This is a genomic window from Burkholderia sp. WP9, assembly GCF_900104795.1.
GTDB lineage: Bacteria > Pseudomonadota > Gammaproteobacteria > Burkholderiales > Burkholderiaceae > Paraburkholderia.
In genome coordinates this window covers 1,233,686-1,259,074 of record NZ_FNTG01000002.1, presented here as the reverse complement: position 1 = coordinate 1,259,074, position 25,389 = coordinate 1,233,686, and the positions used below count along the sequence as shown (strand labels likewise).

Genomic DNA, 25,389 nt, shown 5'->3' with positions numbered 1-25,389 from the left:
TCTGCGCAAATCATACTCATCACACAACGTCGCAATGAAGCGCCTCAAGGCTGCTCAAGCTCGCGCCCGTCAGGGCGCCACTCGACCGAATCACGGGATTCGGTCGCCTGATCGACACAACGCTATTCCCGTCAATCGCAACACAAGGAGCAGAGATGGCGTTATTGGTCATGCAGGTCGCGGTAAGCGGGGAGCTGGTCGAAGTTTTCGAAATGACGGTTGATGATGTCGACGGCCACCGGATGCTCGCCGCCGCCAATGAGGACGAACGGGTGATTCATCCCTCGGGACAGGCACTCGAAGACGGTGAGGTCTGGATTGATCTGATCGACGGAGATGGCGAAACGCTGTTCGACCAGGTGGCATGTTTTCACCGGGCGGATGCCTCGGACGCTTTGCAGATTCATTTCGGCATGCATGTCGATGTCGTGAGAGATTGCCTTTCAAAGTCGAACATCGCATCGCTCCATGCAAGGCACCGTCTGGCAGCCCAAGCCTACTTTCGCAAGGTTGACCGTCTTGTCGATTGCTCGCTGGTAGGTTCCCGGCAGAGCAATCGTCGCCGTGTCGGCGACGCCAGTGTCATGGATCTCGTGATAGAGCTTCGCAGGAGGCTGGATGGTGTTGTCACCCAACTTGCGCTGAGCGAGTTGCCAACGCCTGTGCAGGCCGCGGCACAGCAACTGAAAGACGCGACGAAGAGCTACGTGGGTGCGGTGCAGAGCCTGTGAAGCAGCAGACTGAGCCGTATTGTGGAATGTGAAGGATCAGTATGCAGAGAACGGTGAACTATCGCGGGTTTGAGATCGACGTTGACCTGGTGCCGACTTCCGAAGATATGTTTGACGCGTGGTTTCGCATACAGGGACCGACGCCCGCCCGCGGAGTAGCGGCGCTAGGCGTGCGTATCAAGGTTCGCGGTGGACCGTTTTCGCGCCGTTGGGCTTACTTCGTCGCGGAGATCGCTGGTCAGGCGTCAATCGACGTCATCCTTGGTCCCGACGACTAGTTGGCACCGCAAAAAATTGCGAAGAGCGGACTTACCCCGCGACCTTCGCCGCTTGTCGCATGACGTTCCGGCGCCCAAATGTCTTCCTGTGGAAGGATTGCGTGCCGCCACTCCGTTTAACAGCTATGGCTCGCCGACTCGATTAGCGTGTTACCTCGGCGGAAATGCCGCGGGAATCAATGCGAAGCACATTGCCCTCTGGCGTTATTTGCCGCGGAATCTCCGCAATGTCTGGTTCGTCTGCTCGCACAGTCTTTTGCATATTGTTTTGCTTCGCCACGAGCCCAGGTGCAGATGTAGGCATCCGCCGCATGTGCACTTTCACTGCACGGGAAACGGCATGACGATGAACTGCGACCTTGTGTGCAGCACTGACCCTGTGTGGGGCTGTCGCACGTGCCTCTGGCGGATTCCAAACCTCGGTATAGACTCCGGCCGCAAACGCGGCGGCGCGAGCATCATCGTTAACTGCCAATCCAATTCTCTTCACAAGTTCTCCCTGATGCCTTTCGTTGCAGCCACTCTTTGCAACCAACACCCTGTCCGACGCATCCACCATCGCAGCCGCCGCAATATCGCCTGTCCGGTATGTCATCGGTGACGCGCCAGGCATTTTCGGTCACTGGGCTTGCCGCGCCAACAGCGCGGCCGTTTTCTTTGGCATAAAACCCGGGTTGCCAGCTTTACTGCGCCTGCTTCGTCGTCAACGGTCTTGTCTGCGAAAGCTGAGCGCAATTCCGCGATGAACCTGACCACCCGAGCGTCGTTCTCCGCCGTGCGCAAGGAACCATTCAATACTCTTTCGCTGCTGCCAAGGCGTAAGGGTTGGGTAAATAAAACGCCATTTCCCGGTAACGACTGGATGTTTCAATAAGCGTGGTTTTTGACGTTCCCCGCGCGCCCGCTTATTTCGCGATGAAACAGCGGACGAAAAATAAATAGCAAAACGATATCCGGAGTTAACTCGAATGTTTACCCGAGCTTTCCTGTTTGGTGTATCAGGCATCGCAATGGCGGTCTCACTGTACGCATGCGGTGGCAGCGGCTCGAATGGGCTGACGCCCGTGAGCGCACAAAATCAGTTGACGACGGCAACACCCATCAAGCACGTCGTTGTGATTTACAACGAAAACGTCTCTTTCGACCACTACTTCGCAACATACCCGAATGCGACTAACCCGTCGGGTGAACCCGCGTTCACGGCTGCCGCAGGCACGCCGTCGGTGAATGGTCTGAGCGGCACACTGCTGACCAATAACCCCAACTTCATCAATACACTGAACGGCACGGGCGCTGCGAATCCGTTCCGGCTGGACCGGACGCAGGCGGCAACGGCCGACCAGAACCACGCTTATACGGCGGAACAGCAAGCGTATAACAATGGCGCCGCGGACCTGTTCCCGAAGTTCACGGGTAAGGGTTCGAGCGGTGGCGCAGGCGCCTTCGGTACAACTGGACAGGTAATGGGTTACTACGATGGCAACACCGTTACTGCCATGTGGAACTATGCTCAGCACTTTGCGATGAGCGACAACGCTTACACGGATACGTTCGGACCGTCGACGCCGGGTGCACTGGAAGTTATCGCCGGCCAGACCAACGGCGTGCAACTGGTCAAGACAAGCCAGCAGCCATTCAATCTCACGACGGCTTCGCATTCTTACTACGTCAACGACGGTCAAGGGGGCATTACCCTCATCAATGACGTCGACCCGGCAAACGACCTGTGCTCCAGCACGACCGACCAGATTCTGATGTCTGGCAAGAACATCGGCGACCTGCTTAACGCCAGGAGCATCACGTGGGGCGGCTTCATGGGCGGCTTCAACCTGTCGACGACCAACAGCAACGGTACGACCGGCTGCAAACGCAGTACGGTGACCCCGGCGGTCGGTCAGGCGACTGCCGATTACATCCCGCACCACAACTGGTTCCAGTACTACGCGTCGACGTCAAACCCGCAGCATTTGCGTCCTAGCGCGACAGCAGCCATCGGCTATACGCTCCAGTCCGACGGCAAGACAGTTGACCCGGCAAACCACCAGTACGACTCTGACGATTTCTTCGCCGCGGTGAAGGCCGGGAACTATCCGTCTGTCAGCTTCATCAAGGCCCCGGCATTCCAGGATGGCCATGCTGGCTACTCGGACCCGCTCGACGAACAGGCCTTCACGGCAAAGGTAGTCAACTTCCTGCAGCAGCAGCCTGACTGGAAGAGCACGGCGGTTATCGTAGCGTGGGACGATTCGGATGGCTGGTACGACCATGCCTATGCGAATCCCACGAGCCCGTCGTTCGACGCTCAGGCGGACCAGTTGAACGGCGCCGGCAAGTGCGGTACGGGAACGGCTCCGAACGGCGTGAATGGTGCGGCGGTCAATGGACGCTGCGGCCCGGGCACGCGTATTCCGTTCCTCGTGATTTCGCCGTGGGCAAAGGTGAACTACGTTGACCACACGCCGATTAGCCAGGCATCCGTGGTTCGCTTCATCGAAGACAACTGGCTGGGCAGCCAACGCATCGGCGGCGGTTCGTTCGATGCGACGGCCGGCAGCATCATGGGTCTGTTCAACTTCAGCGGCGCGGGTAACAACCCGACGGTGTTCGTCGACCCGAACCTGGGCTCGGTCGTCTCCTCCGTACCTGCCATCTGAACTCCGCCCTTCGCATCGGTGCCTGGCACCGATGCGAAACGGAAGAGTACTTTGGTGTTGCCAGCCCTTTGGGTTGGCAACATTTTTCATTTTCAGATTTCCTCGTCGTTGCTCATATGCCCGCCTCCTCAGCTCCTTCTACGGAAACAAGTCCTCAGAGACAGCCGCAGTTCCGCATTCGACGCACGCTTAAACGGGTTGTCGCAGCGGCGGCTGTCGCCGCAGTCGGTTTTTGCGGCTGGGCGCTGCTGTATCCGTCACGCGTGCCTGCAGCAGTCGGCTTGGTTGTGGAAAACCTCACTGGCGCGAACCCGAATCCCATCGAGCTTCAGCGTCCTGTTGCGCCACCTCAATTGAGTGCAGCGGCGCAACTTGGGAAGAAGATATTCTTCGACCCGACACTTTCCGCGTCGGGCCGCCAGTCATGCGCCTCCTGCCATAGCCCGGAGCATGCATACGGGCCCGCCAATAACCTGGCTGTCCAGTTAGGTGGTGCCTCATTGTCGCAGGAAGGCTACCGGCCGCCACAGTCGCTCATGTACCTCTACCGGCAGCCGAATTTCAGCATCGGCCCCGACGCCGGAGACGCGGACAACGCTCCCGACCTGGCGAAGATTGCGAGTCAGGCTGCAGGCGTCGCGCGGGCGCAAAAGAACGCGGGTGTTGCTCCGGCGGCGCCAGCGATGGTTCCGCAGGGCGGGATGTTCTGGGACGGCCGCGCGGATACGCTCCAGGCGCAGGCATCAGGCCCACTGCTTAATCCGGTCGAGATGGCGAACGCGAACATCGCCGATGTCATGGCGAAGCTCGAGCGGACGCCGTACAAGGACGACTTCACCCAGCTTTTCGGCGCGCATGTGTTTGAGAACACGACGCTTGCGATGTCCGAGGCGATGTTTGCAGTAGCGCGTTATCAGGTTGAAGAGCAGTCGTTTCATCCGTACACCAGCAAGTACGACTATTGGCTGGAAGGGAAGGCTCGGCTGAGTCAGGCGGAACTGCATGGACTGCGTCTGTTCAACGACCCGGACAAGGCGAACTGTGCGGGTTGCCACCTCTCGAAACCGGGCGCTGACGGCCTGCCGCCAATGTTTACCGACTACCAGTATGAAGCGCTCGGTGTGCCCCGCAACGTCCATCTTGCGGCCAACAAAGACCAGAGTTTCTTCGACATGGGCATCTGCGGTCCTTTCCGAACGGACCTGAAAGACCAGACGCAATATTGCGGGATGTTCCTCACGCCGACGCTACGGAACGTGTCGACGCGCAAGGTATTTTTCCACAATGGTGTGTATACCTCGCTTGAGGACGTCATGGCGTTCTACAACGAACGCAATACCGCTCCGCAGAAGTTTTATCCGCGCGGCGCGGATGGGAAGACTCGTCAGTACGATGACTTGCCGATGCGGTTTCATGCGAACATCGACGATAAGGACGCCCCCTTCGACCGGAAACCTGGCGACAAGCCGGCGATGACTGACACCGATATTCACGACATCATCGCTTTTCTGAAGACGCTGAACGACGGATACCGGGTCGGTGCGCAGTAGGTGACATGACAACGCTGTGGAACATAAGGGCTGCGTCGATGCTGCCGCAGCCCCCAGCTTTGAAAATTCCAAAGATTCACTTGTCACTTGCAGTGCATCATCAGGAGGAACGATATGTTGATGCTGCCCCGTACCTGGACGAACTCAAATTACATGATGCTGACGGGCAAATGGCGCGATGCCCATTCTGTCGTCGCGAGATGATGATTGTGGAAGATGTGAGGGAGCAGGGACTTCAGTTTCTCCATCGACAGCATTTCTCGTTATCACCGTGCCCACTCACGACGAGCAATATTCAGCCCCCTGTACTCTTCGCACGAGGGATACGGAATATCGAAGTTGAGGGCAGGAATCGCGATACTTTCATTGCGAACTGGCGGACTTACTTCGCCGTCATGGCTGACCAGGTCAAGACGCTTTCCGTCGAGCGCTTCGTCAACCTCGTATCAATTGCCGACGCGCTGAATCTTTGGTCCTACAGCGACCTGGCTATGAGTGACATGCCGTTCATACTCCTCGTACTCGCGGAGGTAGAGCGCTCCGGTCTGGTGCTGCACACGCGCACGGGTTCGATTTCCAACTCCGATGCGATGCTATTCGAAACTCTGTTGGAGACGATTGAACGCTACCGGCGAAACCGCCACGAGGCACCGTCCTGACAAGCTTGGGGTGGTTCTAACCCCGTGCGAATTGCGAACCGAGGGTCATGGCGAATTTCGCGAGCCGTTATCCCCGAGGGAGAGCCGATACGCGGCCGCCCGACACGCAATGCATAGCTGCACTTGTGCCCGCCCGGCCGGCATGGCTGACCGCTGGCGGTGATTTTTCGGATGTCGTCGCTGCTTCGCCGGTGCCTCAGGAAAACTTTCCCGACGTTGAGCGGCATTCGATACTATCGCTGCGACATACGTCGTTCCGAGCTTTGTGACGGCAACTGCGCCGCTCTTTCCCATGTGACATTTCGTCGATTTTGAAGCGGCGATACGCTAAAGAGCGTTGACGGCTAGTGTGCTGCGGAAGATGCCCGTATCCATGAAGTTTCACCCCGTGGGAAGTCTGTTCGCCGATATGGAAATCCGCGGAGGATTCAAGAACGCCAGCCGCCTGCCGTAAACGCATGAGGGGGCCCTTGCTCTGCGACTCAAGGCGAAAAGCCCCGTGGAGCGCTTTTACATGGCCGCGCGCTCTGATGCCCTCTAATCCATATCGCTGTGAGTTTCGACTTCGCGCCAATAGGTATGTTCAGCCTCGTCAGCCTCCTGGTTGTTGCAATCATGTCCTGCTTGGTGAGCATGGCGGTGTTTGGTTCGCTGCTGCACGTGGGAATACAAGGGTTGCGTCGCTGGATTGGCGCAAACGCCGTCGTAGTCGTAGCGCTCGTCCTTCTCGCACTGCAGGCACCCGCGCCTGCACAGCTGGCCATAGTTGTCGCAAGTGCATTGCTCGGGGCCGCGGCGCTTTTGATGTTGCAAGGCTGTCGGCAGTTCTTTGGTCTTCGGCCTGCCCACTCGTTGGAGTACGTCGCGTACGGTGTGGTGCTGCTCGGTATTATCTATTGGGGATACCTGTCGCCAGACGTCAATGCCAGAATTGCTTTGCTATCGGCGTTTCTTGCGTATGCCCGTCTCGCCATTGGCTGGATTGTGTTCAGGTTGCGGCCGCCGGGCAGACCGAAATATTGCTATCAGTTTTTGGCGGGTGCGGCATTCCTCGGCGCGGCTGTCCACGCATCACGCAGTATCGCCTGTGTAGTGGGATGGGAGCATCAGACCGCCTTTCTCGCGCCGACGCCGATAAACATTGCATTCATCGGTCTTGCCATATTAGCGCTGCCGTGTCTTTCGATTGGCGTGGTCATGCTTGCTCACGACCGGATGGCTGAGGGTATGGAACGCCTGGCAAATGTCGACGGGCTCACGGGTGCGCTTGTGCGCCGTGCTTTCCTTGCCCGGGCGGAGTCATTGCTGGCTCAAGCCAGGAACTCGAACTTGCGGCTGTCTATTGCAATTCTGGACCTCGACAAGTTCAAGGCAATCAATGACGAACACGGGCATGCCGGCGGCGACCAGGTACTTGCGCATTTCGCTTCCACCGTATCAAGCGGCTTGCGCCGCGGGGACGTCTTCGGCCGCCTCGGCGGAGAGGAATTCGCAATCCTGTCTCAGTCCACCGGGCAGGTCGACACCTTTCGCCTGATGGACCAGCTTCGCGTCCGTATCGCAGCATCACGTCTGGCTGTTGCGTCAGGCGAAGTCACCTACACCTTCAGTGCCGGCGTCGATGAGTACCAGGAAGGCGACACATTGGCGAACATGTTGGGAAAAGCGGATGCCGCGCTATACGCCGCAAAAGCCATGGGCCGGAATTGCGTTGTCGGTACGCGATTGGCCGACAGTCAACGCGCTTGAGATGCACGAGGCGGGAGCGCGAATGAGCGAGCTGACGGACCTGCATGAGATTCGCTGAATTTCTATTCATTCTTCCCCATGGCTTGCTCGCAGATTGCCTGCTGTACGACCAGCAGATCGCAGCGCTAGAGCGCAATGCATTCGCGAACCAGCGACGGCTCGATCTGTCGGACCTGCGCTATCGCAACGGCGGGGACAGCTATCCGGCGCTCGCGGTCAACGATCACGCGTGCCATATCCCGGCATAGAGCCCCGGCTTTGGCGCGGCCCCATAAAGATGTGCGGCTTCATCAGCGTCTTTGCTTGCCGGAGGTTGCTGAAGTATCGCTGAAACACGTCGTCGCGCAGAGCTATCGAGGCTTGGTAGATGGCCTATCACTTGCCCGATCGAGAATATGCGCGGCGGCGATACGTTGACCGAGAGTCTGTTTTTACTGCGCAAGCTGGACGACTTCGTCCCGAAGTCGCATCCACTACGTTCGATCCGCGTGATGGCGAATGAAGCGCTCGCGAAGATGGATCGACTGTTCGACCAGATGTACGAAGCGGAATAGAAGGTGGACGGCCGAGGATCATGCCACAGGGGGCAAACGTAGAAATTACGTCGGGTGCAGACAAGGGTCAGGACGCTTTCGGAGGCGCTTGGATGACGTTGGTTCATTTCCTGCCGTGCAGCAGCCGGATGCTGGCAACAGTGAAATCATTTTCGCTTGCGAAAAGCGTTTGGCGTCACGCCAGTGAATCGCTTGAAGAACCGTGTGAAATACGCGGGCTCCGTAAAGCCCAAAAAATCGGATACCTGATTGATATTGAGTGCGGTGTAGGTGAGACTGCGCTTGGCCTCTAGCAGCAATCGCTGATGGACGAGGGCGAGCGCGCTTTTGCCGGCTATTCGCTGACATACCATATTCAGATGCACCGGCGTCACGCCCAGGCGTTCGGCGTAGCGGCTGATTGGAAAATGTTCGCGGTAATGTTTTTCGATCAGGGCGGAGAATGCCCTCACATAGGCTTGGCCACGATCCTGAGGTTCGCCCCTTTCCTCGCCTTGTTGATCCTGACGACTGACCCATACGACGAGCGCGCTCACGAGAGACCGGAGCATCAGGTCCCTTGAGGGCGCGGGAAGGCTGTATTCCTGATTCAACCGGTCGCATAGCGTGTTCATGTAAGGCAGGTCGTTGCCGACCGAATAACAGCCGGGGCGCTCAAGCACGCGGCGCGGCGCATCGATCTGCTGCTGAAGCCAGTTCATCAGCGGCGCGGCGATAGTAACCACGTATCCGTCGACTTCCGGAGAGAAATGGAAGCCATGCACGCACATCGGCGGGACGACCTGGACCGATGGCGTGTCTATCGTTGTCCTCTCGCCCTCAATGTCGAGCTGTGCCACACCTTTCTGAACGTACAGGATTTGCGCGAGGTCCGCGTGCCGGTGCTGCCGGATTTCCCAGTCGTGCAAACTGCTTCGCTCGGGTATCGACTCGCAGTGCAGCAAATCGAGCGTGCTCCAGTCAGGCCCTTCGCCGTATAAATTGAAGACGGGGATGTCGTGCTGCGCCGGATGCTTCATGAATTCATCCCCGAGGTATCGGCCCGCATTGGACTTTCTAAAAGTCCAATTTTAATCGAAAAAATTGCCTTATCAGCGCTGCGTATTTCTAGAAAAATGCAATTCAACCGTAGCGCCAGTTATTGGGGCTCAAAGAGTAAATTAGAAGTCACGGTGTAGAGGAAACAGGAGACATAGGTTATGCAGACCAAAGTAGCGATTATCGGCGCCGGGCCGTCCGGCCTGCTTTTGGGACAGTTGTTGCACAAGGCGGGCATCGACAACGTCATTCTTGAGCGTCAAAGCGGCGATTACGTGCTCGGCCGAATCCGTGCGGGTGTGCTCGAGCAGGGCATGGTCGACCTGATGCGCGAAGCGGGCGTGAGCGAGCGTATGGACGCGGAAGGGTTGGTTCACGACGGCATCGAACTGGTGTTCGGTGGGCGACGTGACCGGATCGACCTGAAGCAGTTCACTGGCGGCTCGTCGGTGTTGGTGTATGGCCAGACCGAAGTGACGCGCGATTTGATGGCGGCGCGCGAGGCAAGCGGCGCGACCACGATCTACGAAGCGGCTAATGTTCAGTTGCACGACGTGAAAGGCGAAGCGCCTTACGTCACATTCGAAAAGGACGGTGAGACATACCGTCTGGATTGCGATTACGTCGCGGGCTGCGATGGCTTTCATGGCGTTTCGCGCAAGACGATCCCTGCGGAAGTGCTCACGCATTACGAGCGCGTCTATCCGTTTGGCTGGCTCGGCATGCTGTCCGATACCCCGCCTGTCAATCACGAACTGATTTACGCGCATCACGAGCGCGGTTTTGTGCTGTGCAGCCAGCGTTCGACGACTCGCAGCCGTTATTACCTGCAAGTGCCGTTGACCGAGAAAGTCGAAGACTGGTCCGACGAACGTTTCTGGGAAGAGTTGAAAACGCGCCTGCCGCAGGACGTGGCGGAGAAGGTTGTCACCGGCCCGTCGCTTGAGAAGAGTATCGCGCCGCTGCGCAGCTATGTGGTTGAGCCGATGCAGTACGGCAAGCTGTTTCTCGTTGGCGACGCGGCGCATATCGTGCCGCCGACCGGCGCGAAAGGCTTGAATCTCGCCGCAAGCGACGTGAGCACGTTGTATCGGATTTTGAGTCGTGTCTACCGCGACGGCCGTACCGATCTACTGGAAAAGTATTCGCCGATCGCGCTGCGCCGCGTGTGGAAGGCAGAGCGTTTCTCGTGGTTCATGACCAACCTCCTGCACGAGTTTTCAGAGCGCGACGCCTTCGACAAGCGCATGCAGCGTACCGACTACGACTACTACACGACTTCCGACGCAGGGCTCAAGACGATCGCGGAAAACTACGTTGGTTTGCCATATGAACCCATTGAATGAAGCAGCAGTGATGTTCGCTTGATTCGCACTCGCCGGCCGTGAAGATGTATCTCAGGGTCCGGCGCATGGCATGCCGAGATCCCGCATCCGTCTTTTCGGCAGACGAATTTCTGCTGCACGTTTAGATTCTCGCCGCCGGCATCCACGCCCTGCGTGATGGACATCTTGCGTAGCAGTACACCTCGCGCGCCAACCTCGTAGGCGTCGTGACGAACGGCACGGCCGTGCTTAGCCTCGGCAACATCGGCCCGCTCGCGGCCAAGCCGATGCTGTGACGGCCTAGCGCCTACGGACCCTTGTCAGTCGAGGTCATGACGCACGACCGGCATCACGCCTGTACGCCCCCGGACTTCTGGACGTCCATTTTTTAAAGGCGCGATGGAACGCGCTTGGCTCGGTAAAGCCGAGTTCGCTGGCTACTTCGCTGACGCTTCGCGTGCTATGCACCAGCCAGTCGATCGCGAGACTCCGGCGGATCTCATCTTTGATCGAGGTGTACGTTTGCCCCTGCTGCTGCAAGCGGTGACGCAACGTGGATTCCGGTAAGCGCACTTGCCGCGCCATTTCCTCGAAGTTTGGCCATGCGGCGGGCGATAGCTGCTGCAGACGCCCGCGAACGTCGGCGACAAGACCCGCGTCATAACGATACCGCACGAGGATGTTGGCCGGCGCACCGCGCAGAAACTGCTTCAACGCGCGCTCGTTCCGGATAGTCGGCAGTTTAAGAAAAGCCGTGTCGAAGGTGAGGCGACTCACTGGTTGATCGAACCGGACAGGTGCGCCGAAAAATACGCGATAGTCAGCGCTACGACCCGGTTCGGCACAACGGAAATCGACCAGACGTAACGGGATCCGGCGCCCAACCAGCCAACACGCTATGCCGTGCAGAATGATCCAGTAGGTTCGATAGGCGAAAGCCGAACGTGCCGCACCGCAATCGGTCAGAACAATTTGCGCAAGACCATCTGCCGTCACCAGCTTGCCGAACGGATCGTCCAGTACCACGCGAAGAAAGCGCAACGCACGCTGCAGCGCCTGCTGCAGCGTGCCGGCGTGCAGCACGCAATGACACAGCAGCGTGAAGCTGCCGACCCGCATTGGGCGCTCGCCCAATCCGAAAAACTCGTCGTCCATCGCCCGCGCAATGGCTAACCAGAGGGCACCGTAGTGTTCGGCTGACACGGGCTCCTGCACCGAAGGTGGCAGGCCAGCCGCGGCTAGCAACGGTTCGGTGGGCGTCCCGTAGCTACGTGCGCATTCCAGTGCCTCGTGGACAAACGACGCTGAGATGGTGCGCAGTTTCATGCCGTCCTTATTTCGTGTTTGGGTCACATGGCAATATCGGCCGAAAAACTCGGCCTCTTTGGTCATAGATTGCCATATCTTGCCGCTGTATAGTGGATTTGAAGGCTAGGCGTGACGCCCAAAAATTCGAAAGAGGGTATGAAGGAGACGGTATGAGTGATTGCAAAGACGGATGGAGCGAAAGCCTGACCGCATACGCTGACGCACGAGAAGGCTTTCGGGTCGAAGACATGGCGGCTGCACTGGAAGGGAGTCTGGAGGACGGAATCAACGCCTGCATTGAATGCTGCGACCGGCACGTCGCGCCTGGGCGCATAGCGTTGGAATGGGAAAGCGAAGATGGCCGCCGTGCGACCTATACGTTTGAGCAACTGCGGGAACACTCAGCCCGGTTCGCCGGCTTCCTGACCTCTCGCGGCATAGGCGCCGGTGACGTGGTCGCGGGGTTGCTGCCTCGCACCCCTGCGTTGGTGATCACGATCCTGGGAACGTGGCGGGCCGGTGCTGTCTATCAACCGCTCTTCACCGCATTCGGGCCCAAGGCCATTGAACATCGATTGCGGATGAGTGGGGCCAGGCTGGTCGTTACCGATCCACACAACCGGCTAAAACTGGATGAAGTCGCCGACGCGCCTGCGGCCGCCGTCGTGACTCGTCTGGACGGCAACGAGACTGTGCGGCCGGGCGACGCCGATTTCCATGCGGAACTGGCGCGCCAGTGCAAAGATTTCGAACCGGTCATGCGGCGCGGCACGGACCTGTTCATGATGATGTCGACCTCGGGCACCACCGGCTTGCCCAAGTGCGTGCCGGTGCCACTGCGGGCGTTGCTCGCGTTCTATGTCTACATGCGCGATGCAGTCGACCTGCGGCCGGGCGACAAATTCTGGAATATTGCCGATCCGGGTTGGGCCTACGGCCTTTACTACGCGGTGACCGGACCATTGCTGTTGGGGCATGCCACCACGCTTTACGACGGTCCTTTTTCCGCTGAAAGCACCTATCGGATCATCAAGAATCACGAAATAACGAATCTTGCCGGCGCACCCACTGCCTACCGTCTGCTCATCGCGGCAGGCGAGGCGGCCGCAGCCGCCGTGAAAGGAACCCTGCGCGCAGTGAGCAGCGCGGGTGAGCCGCTGAACCCGGAAGTGATCCGCTGGTTCGACGAACATCTCGCAGCGCCGATATACGATCATTACGGCCAGACTGAACTGGGCATAGTGGTGAGCAACCATCACGGTCTGCACCATACCGTCCATCCGGGGTCGACCGGCTTGCCGTTGCTCGGTCATCACGTTGTGGTGCTCGACGACGAAGGCCGCGAGCTTCCGCCCAACGTGCCGGGCACTCTTGCGTTGGATATCGCGCGCTCGCCGCTTATGTGGTTTACCGGCTACCTGAATCAGCCGACCCCCGCGATTGAAGGCGGGTACTACCGGACGGGCGATACAGTCGAACTGGAAGCTGATGGACATATCAGCTTCGTTGGACGCAATGACGACGTCATCACGTCGTCTGGCTACCGAATCGGTCCGTTCGATGTCGAGAGCGCGTTGATAGAGCACCCGGCGGTGGTGGAGACAGCGGTGATCGGCAAGCCGGACCCGGAACGCACGGAGATCGTCAAGGCCTTCGTGGTGCTGAGAGCCGACATCGAGCCGTCCGACTCCCTCGCGGACGAATTGTGCCAGCACGTCAAACGACGGCTGTCGGCGCATGCTTATCCGCGTGAGATTTCGTTTGTGGAGCAATTGCCCAAGACACCCAGCGGCAAGATCCAGCGCTTCATTCTCCGCAATAACGAAAGGGCTCAAGCCGCCGGAAAGACCGCGGAGTGAGTTGTTACGCCGTGCGGGTTCGATCAATGCTTTGAGAATACGGAAGTGGAATATGCAGGTTAAGGACCATGTTTTTCTGGTGACTGGCGCAGGGTCCGGTCTGGGCGCTGCCGTGGCTTGCCAGCTCGTGACCAGCGGCGCTTATGTTGTCTGCGCGGATATCAACAAGGCGGCCGGAGAGCGCGTCGCGTCGGAATTGGGCGCCCAGGCTCGCTTCATCACCACCGATGTCACCAGCGAGGCCGACGGCCAGGCCGCAGTCGACGCAGCGCTTGAAAGTTTCGGACATCTTCACGGCTTGATCAATTGCGCGGGCGTGGCACCCGGCGAAAAAGTGCTTGGCAGGGAGGGACCGCACCGCCTCGACAGCTTCGTCAAGGCGATTGGAATCAACCTGGTTGGGACCTTCAATATGATCCGCCTCGCCGCCGCGGCCATCGTGAAAGAAGCGCCTGGGCCCGACGGCGAACGGGGCGTCCTCGTCAATACGGCTTCTATCGCTGCATTCGACGGACAGATCGGCCAGGCAGCCTACGCCGCCTCCAAAGCCGGCGTGGTTGGCCTGACCTTGCCGGTTGCGCGCGAACTCGCCAGGCACGGGGTGCGGGTCGTCACCGTCGCGCCGGGTATCTTCGAGACGCCCATGCTGACGGCCATGCCGCAAGCGGTTCAGGATTCCCTCGGGCAAAGCGTGCCGTTCCCTGCGCGGCTGGGCCGCCCATCCGAGTACGCCGCGCTCGTCATGCACATTTGCGAAAACACCATGCTGAACGGCGAAGTCATCCGTCTGGACGGCGCTCTGCGGCTGGCGCCGCGTTGATGAAGTTGCTACCGGCACTCGAACTCGAGCACTTACGGAGAAGCAATGTCTACACAAGATCCTGTCGTGATAGTTGGAGCTGCGCGCACGCCGATGGCCGCGCTGCAAGGAGATTTCGCATCGCTCAGTTCGCCGGAACTCGGCGCTGTCGCCATTCGCGCCGCAATCGAGCGTGCCGGCCTCGCGGCTGATCAGGTCGAGGAAGTGATTATGGGTTGCGTGCTGCCGGCCGGCCTCGGCCAGGCGCCGGCGCGCCAGGCTTCGCGCGGCGCTGGCATTCCCGATTCGGCGGGATGCACAACTGTCAACAAGATGTGCGGCTCGGGCATGAAGGCGGCGATGTTCGCACACGATCTGCTGCTGGCCGGGACTAACCGTGTGATGGTGGCGGGCGGCATGGAAAGCATGTCCAATGCCCCGTACTTGTTGGACAAAGCGCGTAGCGGATATCGCATGGGTCATGGCAAGCTCATCGATCATATGTTCCTGGACGGATTGGAGGATGCCTATGATCGGGGCCGTCTGATGGGTACATTTGCCGAGGATAGCGCGCAGACCTATCAGTTCACCCGTGAGGAGCAAGACGCGTTTGCCACGACCTCGCTGGCGCGGGCATTGAAGGCCAGTACCGACGGCAGCTTCGTCCATGAGATCGCACCTGTCGTGCTGAAAGGGCGCAAGGGCGATACCGTGGTTGCCGTCGACGAACAACCCGGCAAGGCCCAGCCGGACAAGATACCGAACTTGAAGCCGGCCTTCCGGGACGGCGGTACGGTGACGGCGGCCAATTCGTCTTCGATATCGGACGGCGCCGCTGCGTTGGTGATGATGCGTCGCTCGGAAGCCGAGAAACGCGGCTTGAGTCCCATCGCCACGATTCGGGCGCATAACACCTTTGCTCAGCTGCCGTCTCTCTTTACCACCGCGCCGGTTGGAGCAATCAAGGGATTGCTGGAAAAGCTTGACTGGAGGCCGGATCAGGTCGACCTGTGGGAGATCAACGAAGCATTCGCCGTGGTGACGATGATCGCCATGCGTGATCTCGGCTTGCCGCACGAGAAGGTCAATGTTCATGGCGGCGCGTGTGCCTTAGGTCACCCGATTGGCGCATCGGGCGCACGGATCATCGTGACGCTGCTCGCAGCGCTCAAAAAGCATGGCGCGAAGCGGGGCGTCGCGTCACTCTGCATCGGCGGAGGTGAGGCCACCGCGCTGGCTGTCGAGCTGGCGTGATCGCCGGCCGAGAATAGCAACGGATTGGCGATTGGCATGTCGCTTTTTAGCGTGACTGTCGCCAATTTACGGTGAAGACGCGCCAGGTCCGCTGCTCACTCAGTTTCCCACTCAGCTTCCCTTTGCCCGCAGCCGCTTTTGCTTCTCGGCGTGTTCAAGTACTGTGCGAAACATGTCCTCGTATCGGTACGGATCGCGAAAGGGCGGCGCCGCGTGAAGGGCCGGTGTTGCCAAACGTCATAGCTGTCCCGCGAGCGCTTGCGCGTCGAACGCCTCGGCACCCGGCAGACGCGCCCATTCATGCGGGCCCGCGTCGATTTCGGAAACGCTTAGCAGACATGCATCGAGTTCCCGCCGCAGCCGGTCGTGGTCGATTGCCTGTCCGATAAACACGATTTCCTGCCGGCAATCGCCGACCGGCTCCTCCCACTTGTCGAGTATGCCCTGACGGCGATAGTCATCGCGCGGCCAGTCCGGTTGCGGAACGAAGCGCCACCAACGGCCGACGTAGCCCCACTGAAAGCGGCCGCCGGTCTGCACAAGCATGCCGATATCGACATGGCAATGCCCGATCCAGAAATAGCCCTTGCAGCGAAGCAGGCGGCCGTTGCTCCACGTTCGATGTAACCAGGCGAGGAGACGCGCCGGATGAAACGGCGCGCGCTCGCGATAGACCCATGACGCGATCCCATACGACTCTGATTCCGAGGGCCGCTCGTCGGCTTGCATCCGCTGCATCCAGCCCGGCGATTCGACGAGCGCGGGCAGATTGAACCGGCGGGTATTCAGTACCTCCGACGGATCGACGTTGCCGTTCGCCATCGGCAGTATCCGCGCGGACGGATTCAGCAACGCGAGCGCCGCACGCAGCCGGTCGAAACCCGCTGCACCGATCCGGTCGAGCCGACTGACCAGGATGACATTCGCGTATTCGACCTGCTCGATCAGCAGATCCGAGAGCTTGCGCGTCTCGGCGCCGTTTTCGTTGCCGGCTGCGACCGGCTCCGTCGATGCCAGCATCGCCTCGAACGTCTCGCCGTTGACGACGGTGACGAGCGTATCGAGTCGCGCGAGTTCGCTGAGGCAGAAGCCGTGCTGGTCGAGAAACGCGAACGTCTCCGCGACCGGCATCGGCTCCGAGACGCCGCTGGATTCGATCAGCAGGTAATCGAAGCGGCGCCGCCGCGCGAGCACGCTGATCTGCTCGAGCAGATCGGCGCGCAGCGTGCAGCAGATGCAGCCGTTGCTCATCTCGACGAGTTCGTCATTGCCGCGATGCAGTTCGACGTGACGCCGCACGTCGTCTGCGTCGATGTTCACTTCGCTCATGTCGTTGACGATCACCGCGACCTTCAGCCCCGCGCGATTGTGCAGGATGTAGTTCAGCAGCGTCGTTTTTCCCGCACCGAGAAACCCGGACAGCACGGTGACCGGGATCCGTGCCGCCGCGTCGTCCGGCGCGCGTAATGACGCAAGCGTGTTCATGCGGGCACACCATCGGCATGTTTCCCGCCCCGCACGACGGCGGCCTCGGCGCGTGCCGGCGCGCGCTCCAGATAACCTTCGAACAGATCGACAACCACGTAGCCGTCGTCCGCCGCATCGCCCCACAGATCCTTCACGCGAAACTCGACGTGATAGGTTGGCTGGTGCACGGCTTGAGTATCGCCATGGCCGATCGTGTCCGGGAACGGCCACGATTCGCTTGTCCGGTGCAGCACGACACCTTCTTTTCCGCGCACGTAGCCCGGCGCGCGGACGTGTCCGCTCACGTATTCGTCGCGGACGATCACGTGGTCGCCGACTTCAAACTGTGTCGAGCCGGCGCGGGCGGCGCGCCCCGGCGAATGCGGTGGATTCGCGAGTCTGAACCGCGAGCCGAGCGCGCGGTCAAGTTCGTCTTGCGTCAGCACGCCGGTTTCGACGAGCAGCGTCGCCGTCGCGATCACGTAGCGCTCGTAGTAGCGCGTGCCGACGTGCTGGCGCACATCGATCCGCTCGACCGCGTGCCGCACTTCGTCGACGCTGAATTTTTTCAGCTGATCGACACCGACGAACATCAGGCTGTACGCGAGATGTTCCCAGTCTTCCTTGAAAACCGGCTTGTAGCTGAGGCTGTTGATCGAATGCGGAACCCGGCCGAAGCCCTGAAAGCCGCCGAGGTCGTGAAAGCCGTCCATGTGTTTACTCCGAAATGAATGTCGATGGGAGAGCCCGGCGCGAATCAGCTCACGCGCGGCAGTGCGATGCCGATCAGCACGTCCTTGGTGACAAGCGTCTGCAACTCGGCCTCGCTCATGTGCTCGCTGCCTTGCGGGCGCACCGGCAGCACCAGATAGCGGCTTTCGGCCGTGGTGTCCCAGACCTTGACCACGACGTCGCCCGGTAGATCGGTGCCGAGTTCGTGCAGCACGGTGCGCCCTTCGCGAACGAGCCGGGCGCGGTATTCGAAGCCCTTGTACCACTCGGGCGGCAGACCCAGGACCGGCCAGTTCGTGCATGAGCACAGACTGCAGACGATCACGTTCTTCAGCGTCGGCGTATCTTCGAGCGCGACGATGTATTCGCCCTGCGGGCCCGTGTAGCCGAACTGCGCGCACGCGGCCGTGCCGTCCTTCAGCAGTAATTCGCGAAACGTCGGATCAACCCATGCACGCGCGACGATGCGCGCGCCGTTGGCCGGATCCCAGGTCGTCGACATCAGTTCCGTCAGGCCCTCGATATAGCCGTCCGGGATCAGGTTCTTTTCCTTCATGACCCGGAATAGTGCCCGGGCACGTTCGCCGGGCGTCGAGGTTGTTTCCGCGAATGGGTTCGCGCTCATGGTGGGACTCCTTGTGATGGATAGGGGATAACTGACCGTCGCGGCGTCGATGCCGCCGCCGTGTCCGGGCGAAGACGCCGGCATTTCCGGTCACGTCCTGACGAACAGGGTAAGAAGAGAAAAAGCGCGGTGCTTTGTCCGCGCGGATCGGAAACTGTGCTGGGACGGATCCGCGCGCGTGATCGGCCGCAGATCGTGACGTGGGCGGCGAAACCTGCTGTGTACGGGGCTGACCCGCTTATGCGCCGGCTTTACATCGGCAGCAAATGACGGCGAATCGCATCCGTTATGTTGCTGGCGCGTGACGCCAGGCGCGGAAGCCCGCCCCAGCCAACTTCTTGTTCCGTCAGAAGACAGAACCGCGGATTTTGCCTTCCTATTCTCTCTCTCGAGCGATGGCCCGCCGGGTCGTCGCGAATCGGCGGCGCAGCCCACGCGCCGCTGGATAGAAACCACGCAGTACACCACGATACCGGCGCCCGGCAACGGCGCACGTTCCTCGCACGTCGGGTGCGATGGTGTCTGCTCATCCAGGGGAGGGGAATGATGGACAACGGCAACAGGACGAAACTGAAGCGGATCGCGAGCTGGATCGGCGCCTCGCTGATACTGGTTGCATCGCACTATGCGGGGGCGGTCGAGGTCGATCCCGGCGACTACGAGCAGTACCCGGTCGGCGCGACGATCGGCGTGCTGTACTACAACTACTCGACGACAAACGCGGTCTATTCGAACGGCAGCAAGACCTCGAACTTCGACCTGCAGTCGAACGTCGGTATCGCACGTCTGCTGCACGTGTTCCAGCTGACCGACCGCCTGACGATCGATCCGCAGATCCTGCTGCCGTTCGGTCACATTAGCGGCTTTGGCAACGCGAGCGCGCTCGGCACCACAACGGGTGTCGGCGATGTGATCCTGACTGCGCCGCTCAAGCTTCGCCTGAACGACGCGAAGGACGTTGCGGCCGCAACCGTCTATCTGTACGCGCCTACCGGCAGCTACGACCAGAACCGCAGTCTCAACTTCGGCGCGAACCGCTGGTCGCTCGACTTCCAGGCTGCATATGTGAAGCACTTCTCGCCGCACTGGGCGCTCGATCTCGTCGGCGACGCGATCTGGTATGGCAACAACACGTCGTATGGCCCGAGCGGTGCGACGCTGCATCAGCGCATGGGCTACAGCGCACAGGCGATGGTTCGCTACATGCCGGATCCGGGCACGTCACTCGGACTTGGCGTCACGCAGTTTTGGGGCGGTGAGACCAGCGTTGACGGGATCGACAGCCACGACGCGCTGCGCACGACGCGCTTGCGGCTGACCGCGGCGAAGTTCGTGACCAAGGCTGACCAGGTGCAGATTCAGCTCGGCACTGACCTGAGCGTGCGTAACGGGACGAAGGACAGCCTCCTTGTCGGGCTGCGCTACGCCCATATCTTCTGAAGTCGAGTTCGGGTCACACCTGTTCGCTATCCTTACCTTTTGTTTCTCAACATGTCCTTCATTTTATAGCGAGGTCACTCATGGAATCCGCCATCGACAAACACCTGGTCTGTCCGCGTAGATTGTCGCGCCGCGTCGACGACGATTACCAGCCGCCGTTCCCTATGTACGTCGCCCGCGCGGCCGAGGACCTGCAGCAGGTCGTAATGGGCTACTTCGGTGTGCAGTATCGCGGCGCCGGCAAGCGTGCCGCCGCGCTGGCCGCGCTGCGCCGGATAGTCGCCGATTTCGGCGCGGTGGACGGGCCCGCGAATCACGATCTGACCCAGCATACCGACAACGAGGGCTTTGACAACCTGATCGTCGTTGGCTATTGGCGCGACCCGGCTGCGTACCAACGCTGGGTCACGTCGCGTGCGATCGCCGAATGGTGGGAATCCGAAGAACGTCTCACCGACGGAGTCGGCTATTTCCGCGAGATCGTGGCGCCGCGTGCCGAGCAGTTCGAAACGCTGTACGCGTTCACCGACGCTTTTCCGGGCGTCGGCGCGATCATGGACGGCGTCAGCGGCGAGGTCGAGGAACATGGCTACTGGGGATCGATGCGCGACCGCTTTCCGATCTCGCAGATCGACTGGATGCAGGCGGACGGCGAGTTGAGGATCGTGCATGGCGATCCGTCGAAAGGCGGCCGCGTCGTGGTGCACGCGCATGACAACATCGCGCTGATCCGATCCGGGCAGGACTGGCGCGCGGCCGAAAGCGACGAGCGTCGTCTCTATCTCGACGAGATCGAACCGACGTTGCGCGCGGGCATGGACTTCCTGCGCGACAACGGCGCCGCCGCCGGCTGCTACAGCAACCGCTACGTGCAGTCGATCGATCTGGACGGCAACCTGCTCGACGAGAGCTACAACATCGGTCACTGGCGCTCGCTCGAGCGGCTCGAACGCTGGGCCGAGTCGCACCCTACGCATCTGCGGATCTTCGTCACGTTCTTCCGCGTTGTCGCCGGGTTGTCGAAGCTGCGGCTGTACCACGAGGTGTCCGTATTCGACGCGAAACATCAGGTGTACGAGTACGTGAACTGCCACCCGCAAACCGGGATGATGCGCGACGCCGCCCGCTGAATGATCCGCGCGCCGCGTGTGCGGCGCCGTCTTACCGAACTGGAGAAAATCGATGGCGATCAAGCGCCCGACCCGTGAACAACTCGCCGGCATCGCAGCCGGTTTCGGCTTTCATGTCGACCAACGGCAACTCGCCGACTACGACGAAGCGCTGCAGGCGAACTTCGACGCATACGATACGATCGACGCACTGCCGGACTATCTGCCGCTTGTGACTTACCCGCGCACGCCCGGCTATCGCCCGGAAGGTGACGAGAATCGCTACGGCGCATGGGCGCGCAAGAGCACGATTCGCGGTGCGCCCGACGGCAAGCTAAGCGGCAAGACGGTCGCCGTGAAGGACAACATCTGCGTGGCCGGCGTGCCTATGCGTAACGGCGCGAGCACGTTCGAGGGCTACGTGCCGGACGTCGACGCGACTGTCGTCACACGCATGCTCGATGCCGGCGCAACGATTGCCGGCAAGTCCACCTGCGAGTACTACTGCTTTTCCGGTGGCTCGCATACGAGTGCGTCCGGGCCGGTGCAGAATCCGCGCAAGCCAGGACATTCAACGGGCGGCTCGTCGTCCGGCAGCGGTGCACTCGTCGCGAGCGGCGAGGTCGATATGGCGCTGGGCAGCGATCAGGGTGGCTCGGTGCGGATTCCGTCCGCGTATTGCGGTGTCTACGGGATGAAGCCGACGCACGGGCTCGTGCCATACACCGGCGCGATGCCGATCGAGGCGACCGTCGATCACCTCGGACCGTTGACGAACGGTGTGTACGATAACGCGTTGCTGCTCGACGTGATCGCCGGCGACGACGGGCTCGATCCGCGCCAACGCGCGCTGCCGCCGCGCGCCGACTTTCTTGGCGCGATTCGCGACGGCATAGCAGGGTTGCGGATCGGGATCCTGCGCGAAGGCTTCGGGCTCGCGAACTCGGAATCGGTCGTCGATGAGGCGGTGCTCGTCGCCGCGCATCGGCTACGCAAGCTCGGCGCGAGCGTCGACGAGGTGTCGGTACCCCTGCATGCAGCCGGTACCGCGATCTGGCTGCCGATCGCAGCCGAGGGCGCGACGCAGCAGATGATGAAGGGCAACAGCCACGGCTTCAACTGGGGCGGTCTGTACGTGACCGGGATGATCGATCATCACGCGGGTTGGCGCGAGCGCGCCGACGAACTGCCAGACACCGTGAAGGTGACGATGCTGCTCGGCGAATACTTCACTAGCCGGTATCGTGGTCGCTACTACGCGAAAAGCCAGAACCTCGCGCGGCGGCTGCGGGCGGATTACGACTCGGCGCTTCAATCGTATGATCTTTTGTTAATGCCGACGGTGCCGATGCGCGCATCGAAGCTGCCGGACCCCGGTTGCACCATGTCGGAATCGCTGACGCGCGCGTTCGAGATGCTCGCGAACACCGCACCGTTCGACGTGTCCGGGCATCCCGCAATGTCGCTCCCGTGCGGGGTAGCGGAGGATCTGCCGATCGGGCTGCAACTGGTCGGCCGCCGCTTCGACGAGGCCACGATCTACCGCTGCGCGTATGCTTATGAACAATCATCCGCCTGGCGTCAGACGATATTCGCATGACTTGCCCGGAACGGTAGCGCGCTGCCGCTGCGCCGCGAGTCTGTCCGACAGGTCTCGCGGTGCAAGCGGTAGAGTCGATTGGACAACGCTTTTTTTCCCGTGCAGGGTACTGGCTGCTCGTTCGCAATCCATTTGGGACATGACAATGACGACGCAACTTTTTCCTCACGCCACGAGCGGAGATTTTTCCGGCTTCGAGTCCGATCACCCGCCGGCCGAATGGACGAATTCGGCGATCGAGGTGGCGACCGACGGCTCGGTCAACCAGCGCATCGAGTTTTGGCGCGAAATGATTCTGCGTTTGTTCGCGGACGTGCAGATAGCGGACGTGCAGAAGGCTGATTTCTTCGGGCGGGTACGGCAACGCAAGTGCGAAAAGATGCGGATCTCAGAAATCCACGCAAGCGAGCAGGCAGTGATCCGGCGTTATCGCCAAGCGCGGAGCGAGTATGAGGATAAGTATTTTGCGGTATTGATGCTTGAGGGCAGTCAATCGGTCGAGCAGGACGGCAAGATCGTCACGCTGCGTCCCGGGGATTTTGCGATCTACGACGCGACACGGCCGCACCACCTGCAGTTCGGCCAGCCGTGGCGCGAGATCGTCGTCAGCATTCCGCGCACGACTTTGAATCAGCTCGTCGTCGGCATGGAGCACCGCACCGCGAGTCCAATTCCAACGGCGCAGGGCGTCGGCAGCGTGATGCGCGGTTTCCTCGAGCAGATGTCGTCGCAGATCCGCCATGTCTCCGAGGACGAGATGCTGCAGTTGTCGGACACGGCGATCTCGTTGATTGCGATGACGCTTGGGAACCTGCGGCGCAACGACGTCGCGCAATCAAGGATGAAGGCGCTAACGTTGACGCGCGTAAAGCGACATCTACTCGAGCACCTGCGCGACCCGGATCTGAATCCGACGTTGATCGAGCAGGCGATCGGGATTTCTTCGCGGTACATCAACAAGCTTTTCGAGGCGGAGAACACGTCGCTGATGCGATATGTGTGGAACCTGCGGCTCGAACGCTGCGCGGAGGATCTGGTAAATCCGCACTGCGCGGTGCTGAGGGTTTCCGATGTCGCGTTACGGTGGGGGTTTAACGACATGTCGCATTTCAGCCGCGCGTTTCGGGAGCGGTTCGAGACGTCGCCGCGCGAGTGGCGCAATCAGGCGATGACGCGTCGACAGGGCCCGTGAGGAGCGAGATGAAAGAAAGCATGACCTGACGATACCACCGTATAGATCGTCTCGGGGTGCCCGATTTTCAGAAGTGTTTTTATTGCCAGTACCGTTGATGTTCCAATCGGCTCTGGTGCAAATAGGAAGGCAGCTTGAGAGGTTGCCTATAGGAAGGATCATTTATCGAATTGACAGGACCGCATTCCATACGGCGGGCGCAGCTTCTCCCGCCTTCGCGCCCGAATAGCCAATCAGCTGCGCAGATTACGTACAAACAATTCGAGGTGGGCTTGCACAGTAGCGGCATTATCAGCATCGATACCTGCAAGCATCTGTTCTTCGAGCAGCCGCACGATATCCATGCCCCGACGCAGGACGTCGCGGCCTTCGTCAGTGAGTTGCAGCACGACAATGCGTCCATGATTCGGATCGGGCTCGCGCGTGATCCAGTTGCGCGATGACATGACAATCATCACCTCGTTGGCGGACTGCGGCGTGATGAACGACCATTCCGCAAGCTGGGCATTCGACGCCTGTCCACGCGCATCGAGCACGGAAAGCGCGGTGAATTGCGCCAGCGTCAGGCCGAGAGGCGCCAGCGCCTCCGTCATTTTTCGCCGCAGGATTCTGTCGAGGCTCCCAATGACGTAGGTCAAACGTGGCGCAGGCGTCGCCTTGCGCCGCGCCGATGGCGCGCGGGCGGGGCGCGCGGTGCCGGGGGTCGTCATTTTTGGGGCTTTGCTCGTCATCGCGTCGGCTCTTTGCTCGTCGGAAAGCAGCAATGTTACCGCGTTCATCCGCGCTTCCCGCGACCATCTCACCGTCGGTCCGCCAAACCGCGAGGCGGCACGCTACGACCCCCCGTCCGCCACGTTCACTCACTTCAGCAAGTAGGCGTCGTAGACCACGGCGTTGCCGAGCCGCATCGCGTAGCCAACGGCCATTGCCCGGTTCAGCCACGCGTATTTCTTCGAGGCGGTCTCGAAGGTCATGTAGAGGCGGAAGTAATATTTCCCCGGGTCCACGGGTTTGCCCTTCGCCACGTCCGCCATCACATCCGCGGGGCCGTACCGCAACCCTCTCGTCTGCAGATACACGAGCTCGCCGTCATCCATCTTCAGCAGGTATCGGGTGTCGATAATCGCCAGTCCGTCGGGAGTGACGACTTGCCAGTCAGCACCGTTATTCAGAATCTCGCCGTTCAGCATGGGACCGTGAAAACTGCCGCCGGTGATCGGAATGATCCGACGCTTACCGGCATCGGCGGTCTTTCCCAACTCCCAGATCGGCGCGGTCAGGTCGACCGAGAAGCGGCCCATGTAGGCGAGTTCCGGTTTGGGCGGCTCGAATTCGGCGTGGGCCGCCGCCTCCGGCTCCACGGCGAGAGCATGATTGAAAGCCAGTGCCGCAAATGTCGAGACGAGAAAAAGCCTGAGCAGATTTTTCATTGCGTTATCCAATGAGGTTGCAGTGCATGGAGCATC

The 25,389-nt window shown here is 60.5% G+C and carries 21 protein-coding genes and 1 pseudogene; 15 read left to right on the top strand and 7 right to left on the bottom strand.

Annotated elements, in window-relative coordinates:
• The first annotated feature begins 155 nt into the window (after positions 1-155).
• From BLW71_RS26930 to BLW71_RS41150, 7 genes and pseudogenes are all read left to right on the top strand, one after another.
• Positions 156-731, top strand: a complete 576-nt coding sequence (locus tag BLW71_RS26930) for a hypothetical protein (protein ID WP_091804001.1) — start codon at positions 156-158, stop codon at positions 729-731.
• Positions 732-1,977: 1,246 nt separating this feature from the next.
• Entirely contained in the window at positions 1,978-3,663 is a 1,686-nt protein-coding gene (locus tag BLW71_RS26910; protein ID WP_091803992.1) for a phospholipase C, read from the top strand.
• Between the two features lie 116 nt (positions 3,664-3,779).
• Positions 3,780-5,213 carry a cytochrome-c peroxidase gene (locus BLW71_RS26905; protein ID WP_091808937.1) on the top strand — a complete coding sequence of 478 codons (1,434 nt, stop codon included), beginning with the start codon at positions 3,780-3,782 and terminating at the stop codon, positions 5,211-5,213.
• A 5-nt stretch (positions 5,214-5,218) separates the two neighbouring features.
• Entirely contained in the window at positions 5,219-5,872 is a 654-nt protein-coding gene (locus tag BLW71_RS26900) for a hypothetical protein (RefSeq protein WP_091803990.1), read from the top strand.
• A gap of 579 nt (positions 5,873-6,451) precedes the next feature.
• The gene (locus tag BLW71_RS26895; protein ID WP_091803988.1) at positions 6,452-7,621 is read left to right on the top strand and encodes a GGDEF domain-containing protein; all 1,170 of its coding nucleotides are present in this window, start codon (positions 6,452-6,454) and stop codon (positions 7,619-7,621) included.
• A 44-nt stretch (positions 7,622-7,665) separates the two neighbouring features.
• Positions 7,666-7,869 (top strand): hypothetical protein, encoded by a 204-nt coding sequence (locus BLW71_RS26890; protein WP_091803985.1) that lies wholly within the window; start codon positions 7,666-7,668, stop codon positions 7,867-7,869.
• Between the two features lie 147 nt (positions 7,870-8,016).
• A pseudogene (locus BLW71_RS41150) lies at positions 8,017-8,204 on the top strand (IS5/IS1182 family transposase); the annotation flags it as partial.
• Positions 8,205-8,321: 117 nt separating this feature from the next.
• On the opposite strand, the gene BLW71_RS26885 reads toward BLW71_RS41150, so the two are convergent.
• The gene (locus BLW71_RS26885; RefSeq protein WP_091803982.1) at positions 8,322-9,194 is read right to left on the bottom strand and encodes a helix-turn-helix domain-containing protein; all 873 of its coding nucleotides are present in this window, start codon (positions 9,192-9,194) and stop codon (positions 8,322-8,324) included.
• Between the two features lie 180 nt (positions 9,195-9,374).
• On the opposite strand from BLW71_RS26885, the gene pobA reads away from it, so the two are divergent.
• The gene (gene pobA, locus BLW71_RS26880) at positions 9,375-10,559 is read left to right on the top strand and encodes a 4-hydroxybenzoate 3-monooxygenase (RefSeq protein ID WP_091803979.1); all 1,185 of its coding nucleotides are present in this window, start codon (positions 9,375-9,377) and stop codon (positions 10,557-10,559) included.
• A gap of 309 nt (positions 10,560-10,868) precedes the next feature.
• Here the strand turns inward: pobA and BLW71_RS26875 are convergent, their stop codons facing one another.
• Positions 10,869-11,864 (bottom strand): AraC family transcriptional regulator, encoded by a 996-nt coding sequence (locus BLW71_RS26875; protein ID WP_218157146.1) that lies wholly within the window; start codon positions 11,862-11,864, stop codon positions 10,869-10,871.
• A 152-nt stretch (positions 11,865-12,016) separates the two neighbouring features.
• Between BLW71_RS26875 and BLW71_RS26870 the strand changes: the two genes are divergently transcribed.
• The 3 genes from BLW71_RS26870 to BLW71_RS26860 are packed head-to-tail and all read left to right on the top strand — an operon-like array spanning position 12,017 to position 15,758.
• Positions 12,017-13,705: an AMP-binding protein gene (locus BLW71_RS26870; protein ID WP_091803972.1), complete on the top strand. Its 1,689-nt coding sequence runs from the start codon at positions 12,017-12,019 to the stop codon at positions 13,703-13,705.
• 52 nt (positions 13,706-13,757) lie between these two features.
• The gene (locus BLW71_RS26865; protein ID WP_177205127.1) at positions 13,758-14,525 is read left to right on the top strand and encodes a 3-hydroxyacyl-CoA dehydrogenase; all 768 of its coding nucleotides are present in this window, start codon (positions 13,758-13,760) and stop codon (positions 14,523-14,525) included.
• Between the two features lie 45 nt (positions 14,526-14,570).
• On the top strand, positions 14,571-15,758 hold the full coding sequence (locus tag BLW71_RS26860; RefSeq protein WP_091803968.1) for an acetyl-CoA C-acetyltransferase: 1,188 nt from the start codon (positions 14,571-14,573) through the stop codon (positions 15,756-15,758).
• A 237-nt stretch (positions 15,759-15,995) separates the two neighbouring features.
• Here the strand turns inward: BLW71_RS26860 and BLW71_RS26855 are convergent, their stop codons facing one another.
• The 3 genes from BLW71_RS26855 to nthA are packed head-to-tail and all read right to left on the bottom strand — an operon-like array spanning position 15,996 to position 18,582.
• Positions 15,996-17,243: a GTP-binding protein gene (locus BLW71_RS26855; protein ID WP_091803964.1), complete on the bottom strand. Its 1,248-nt coding sequence runs from the start codon at positions 17,241-17,243 to the stop codon at positions 15,996-15,998.
• On the bottom strand, positions 17,240-17,938 hold the full coding sequence (nthB, locus tag BLW71_RS26850) for a nitrile hydratase subunit beta (protein WP_091803961.1): 699 nt from the start codon (positions 17,936-17,938) through the stop codon (positions 17,240-17,242). Before nthB ends, BLW71_RS26855 begins: the two co-directional genes overlap by 4 nt.
• 44 nt (positions 17,939-17,982) lie before the next feature.
• Positions 17,983-18,582: a nitrile hydratase subunit alpha gene (nthA, locus tag BLW71_RS26845; protein WP_091803958.1), complete on the bottom strand. Its 600-nt coding sequence runs from the start codon at positions 18,580-18,582 to the stop codon at positions 17,983-17,985.
• Between the two features lie 543 nt (positions 18,583-19,125).
• On the opposite strand from nthA, the gene BLW71_RS26840 reads away from it, so the two are divergent.
• From BLW71_RS26840 to BLW71_RS26825, 4 genes are all read left to right on the top strand, one after another.
• Positions 19,126-20,022, top strand: coding sequence for a transporter (locus tag BLW71_RS26840; protein ID WP_091803955.1), 897 nt, complete (start codon positions 19,126-19,128; stop codon positions 20,020-20,022).
• Between the two features lie 80 nt (positions 20,023-20,102).
• On the top strand, positions 20,103-21,152 hold the full coding sequence (gene oxdA, locus BLW71_RS26835) for an aliphatic aldoxime dehydratase (RefSeq protein WP_091803951.1): 1,050 nt from the start codon (positions 20,103-20,105) through the stop codon (positions 21,150-21,152).
• Between the two features lie 52 nt (positions 21,153-21,204).
• Positions 21,205-22,731, top strand: a complete 1,527-nt coding sequence (locus tag BLW71_RS26830; RefSeq protein WP_091803948.1) for an amidase — start codon at positions 21,205-21,207, stop codon at positions 22,729-22,731.
• Positions 22,732-22,972: 241 nt separating this feature from the next.
• Positions 22,973-23,923: an AraC-like ligand-binding domain-containing protein gene (locus tag BLW71_RS26825; protein WP_286162118.1), complete on the top strand. Its 951-nt coding sequence runs from the start codon at positions 22,973-22,975 to the stop codon at positions 23,921-23,923.
• Between the two features lie 233 nt (positions 23,924-24,156).
• On the opposite strand, the gene BLW71_RS26820 is transcribed toward BLW71_RS26825, so the two are convergent.
• Entirely contained in the window at positions 24,157-24,654 is a 498-nt protein-coding gene (locus tag BLW71_RS26820) for a MarR family winged helix-turn-helix transcriptional regulator (RefSeq protein WP_091808933.1), read from the bottom strand.
• 129 nt (positions 24,655-24,783) lie between these two features.
• A complete protein-coding gene (locus tag BLW71_RS26815; RefSeq protein ID WP_091803942.1) occupies positions 24,784-25,353 on the bottom strand; it encodes a DUF3237 domain-containing protein in 570 nt (189 codons plus the stop codon).
• Positions 25,354-25,389 lie beyond the last annotated feature (36 nt).

Coding starts and splice junctions, on each gene's coding strand:
- BLW71_RS26930 (WP_091804001.1), top strand. CDS start 156: ATGGCGTTATTGGTCATGCAGGTCGCGGTAAGCGGGGAGCTGGTCGAA.
- BLW71_RS26910 (WP_091803992.1), top strand. CDS start 1,978: ATGTTTACCCGAGCTTTCCTGTTTGGTGTATCAGGCATCGCAATGGCG.
- BLW71_RS26905 (WP_091808937.1), top strand. CDS start 3,780: ATGCCCGCCTCCTCAGCTCCTTCTACGGAAACAAGTCCTCAGAGACAG.
- BLW71_RS26900 (WP_091803990.1), top strand. CDS start 5,219: ATGACAACGCTGTGGAACATAAGGGCTGCGTCGATGCTGCCGCAGCCC.
- BLW71_RS26895 (WP_091803988.1), top strand. CDS start 6,452: ATGTTCAGCCTCGTCAGCCTCCTGGTTGTTGCAATCATGTCCTGCTTG.
- BLW71_RS26890 (WP_091803985.1), top strand. CDS start 7,666: ATGAGATTCGCTGAATTTCTATTCATTCTTCCCCATGGCTTGCTCGCA.
- BLW71_RS26885 (WP_091803982.1), bottom strand. CDS start 9,194: ATGAAGCATCCGGCGCAGCACGACATCCCCGTCTTCAATTTATACGGC.
- pobA (WP_091803979.1), top strand. CDS start 9,375: ATGCAGACCAAAGTAGCGATTATCGGCGCCGGGCCGTCCGGCCTGCTT.
- BLW71_RS26875 (WP_218157146.1), bottom strand. CDS start 11,864: ATGAAACTGCGCACCATCTCAGCGTCGTTTGTCCACGAGGCACTGGAA.
- BLW71_RS26870 (WP_091803972.1), top strand. CDS start 12,017: ATGAGTGATTGCAAAGACGGATGGAGCGAAAGCCTGACCGCATACGCT.
- BLW71_RS26865 (WP_177205127.1), top strand. CDS start 13,758: ATGCAGGTTAAGGACCATGTTTTTCTGGTGACTGGCGCAGGGTCCGGT.
- BLW71_RS26860 (WP_091803968.1), top strand. CDS start 14,571: ATGTCTACACAAGATCCTGTCGTGATAGTTGGAGCTGCGCGCACGCCG.
- BLW71_RS26855 (WP_091803964.1), bottom strand. CDS start 17,243: ATGAACACGCTTGCGTCATTACGCGCGCCGGACGACGCGGCGGCACGG.
- nthB (WP_091803961.1), bottom strand. CDS start 17,938: ATGGACGGCTTTCACGACCTCGGCGGCTTTCAGGGCTTCGGCCGGGTT.
- nthA (WP_091803958.1), bottom strand. CDS start 18,582: ATGAGCGCGAACCCATTCGCGGAAACAACCTCGACGCCCGGCGAACGT.
- BLW71_RS26840 (WP_091803955.1), top strand. CDS start 19,126: ATGATGGACAACGGCAACAGGACGAAACTGAAGCGGATCGCGAGCTGG.
- oxdA (WP_091803951.1), top strand. CDS start 20,103: ATGGAATCCGCCATCGACAAACACCTGGTCTGTCCGCGTAGATTGTCG.
- BLW71_RS26830 (WP_091803948.1), top strand. CDS start 21,205: ATGGCGATCAAGCGCCCGACCCGTGAACAACTCGCCGGCATCGCAGCC.
- BLW71_RS26820 (WP_091808933.1), bottom strand. CDS start 24,654: ATGACGAGCAAAGCCCCAAAAATGACGACCCCCGGCACCGCGCGCCCC.
- BLW71_RS26815 (WP_091803942.1), bottom strand. CDS start 25,353: ATGAAAAATCTGCTCAGGCTTTTTCTCGTCTCGACATTTGCGGCACTG.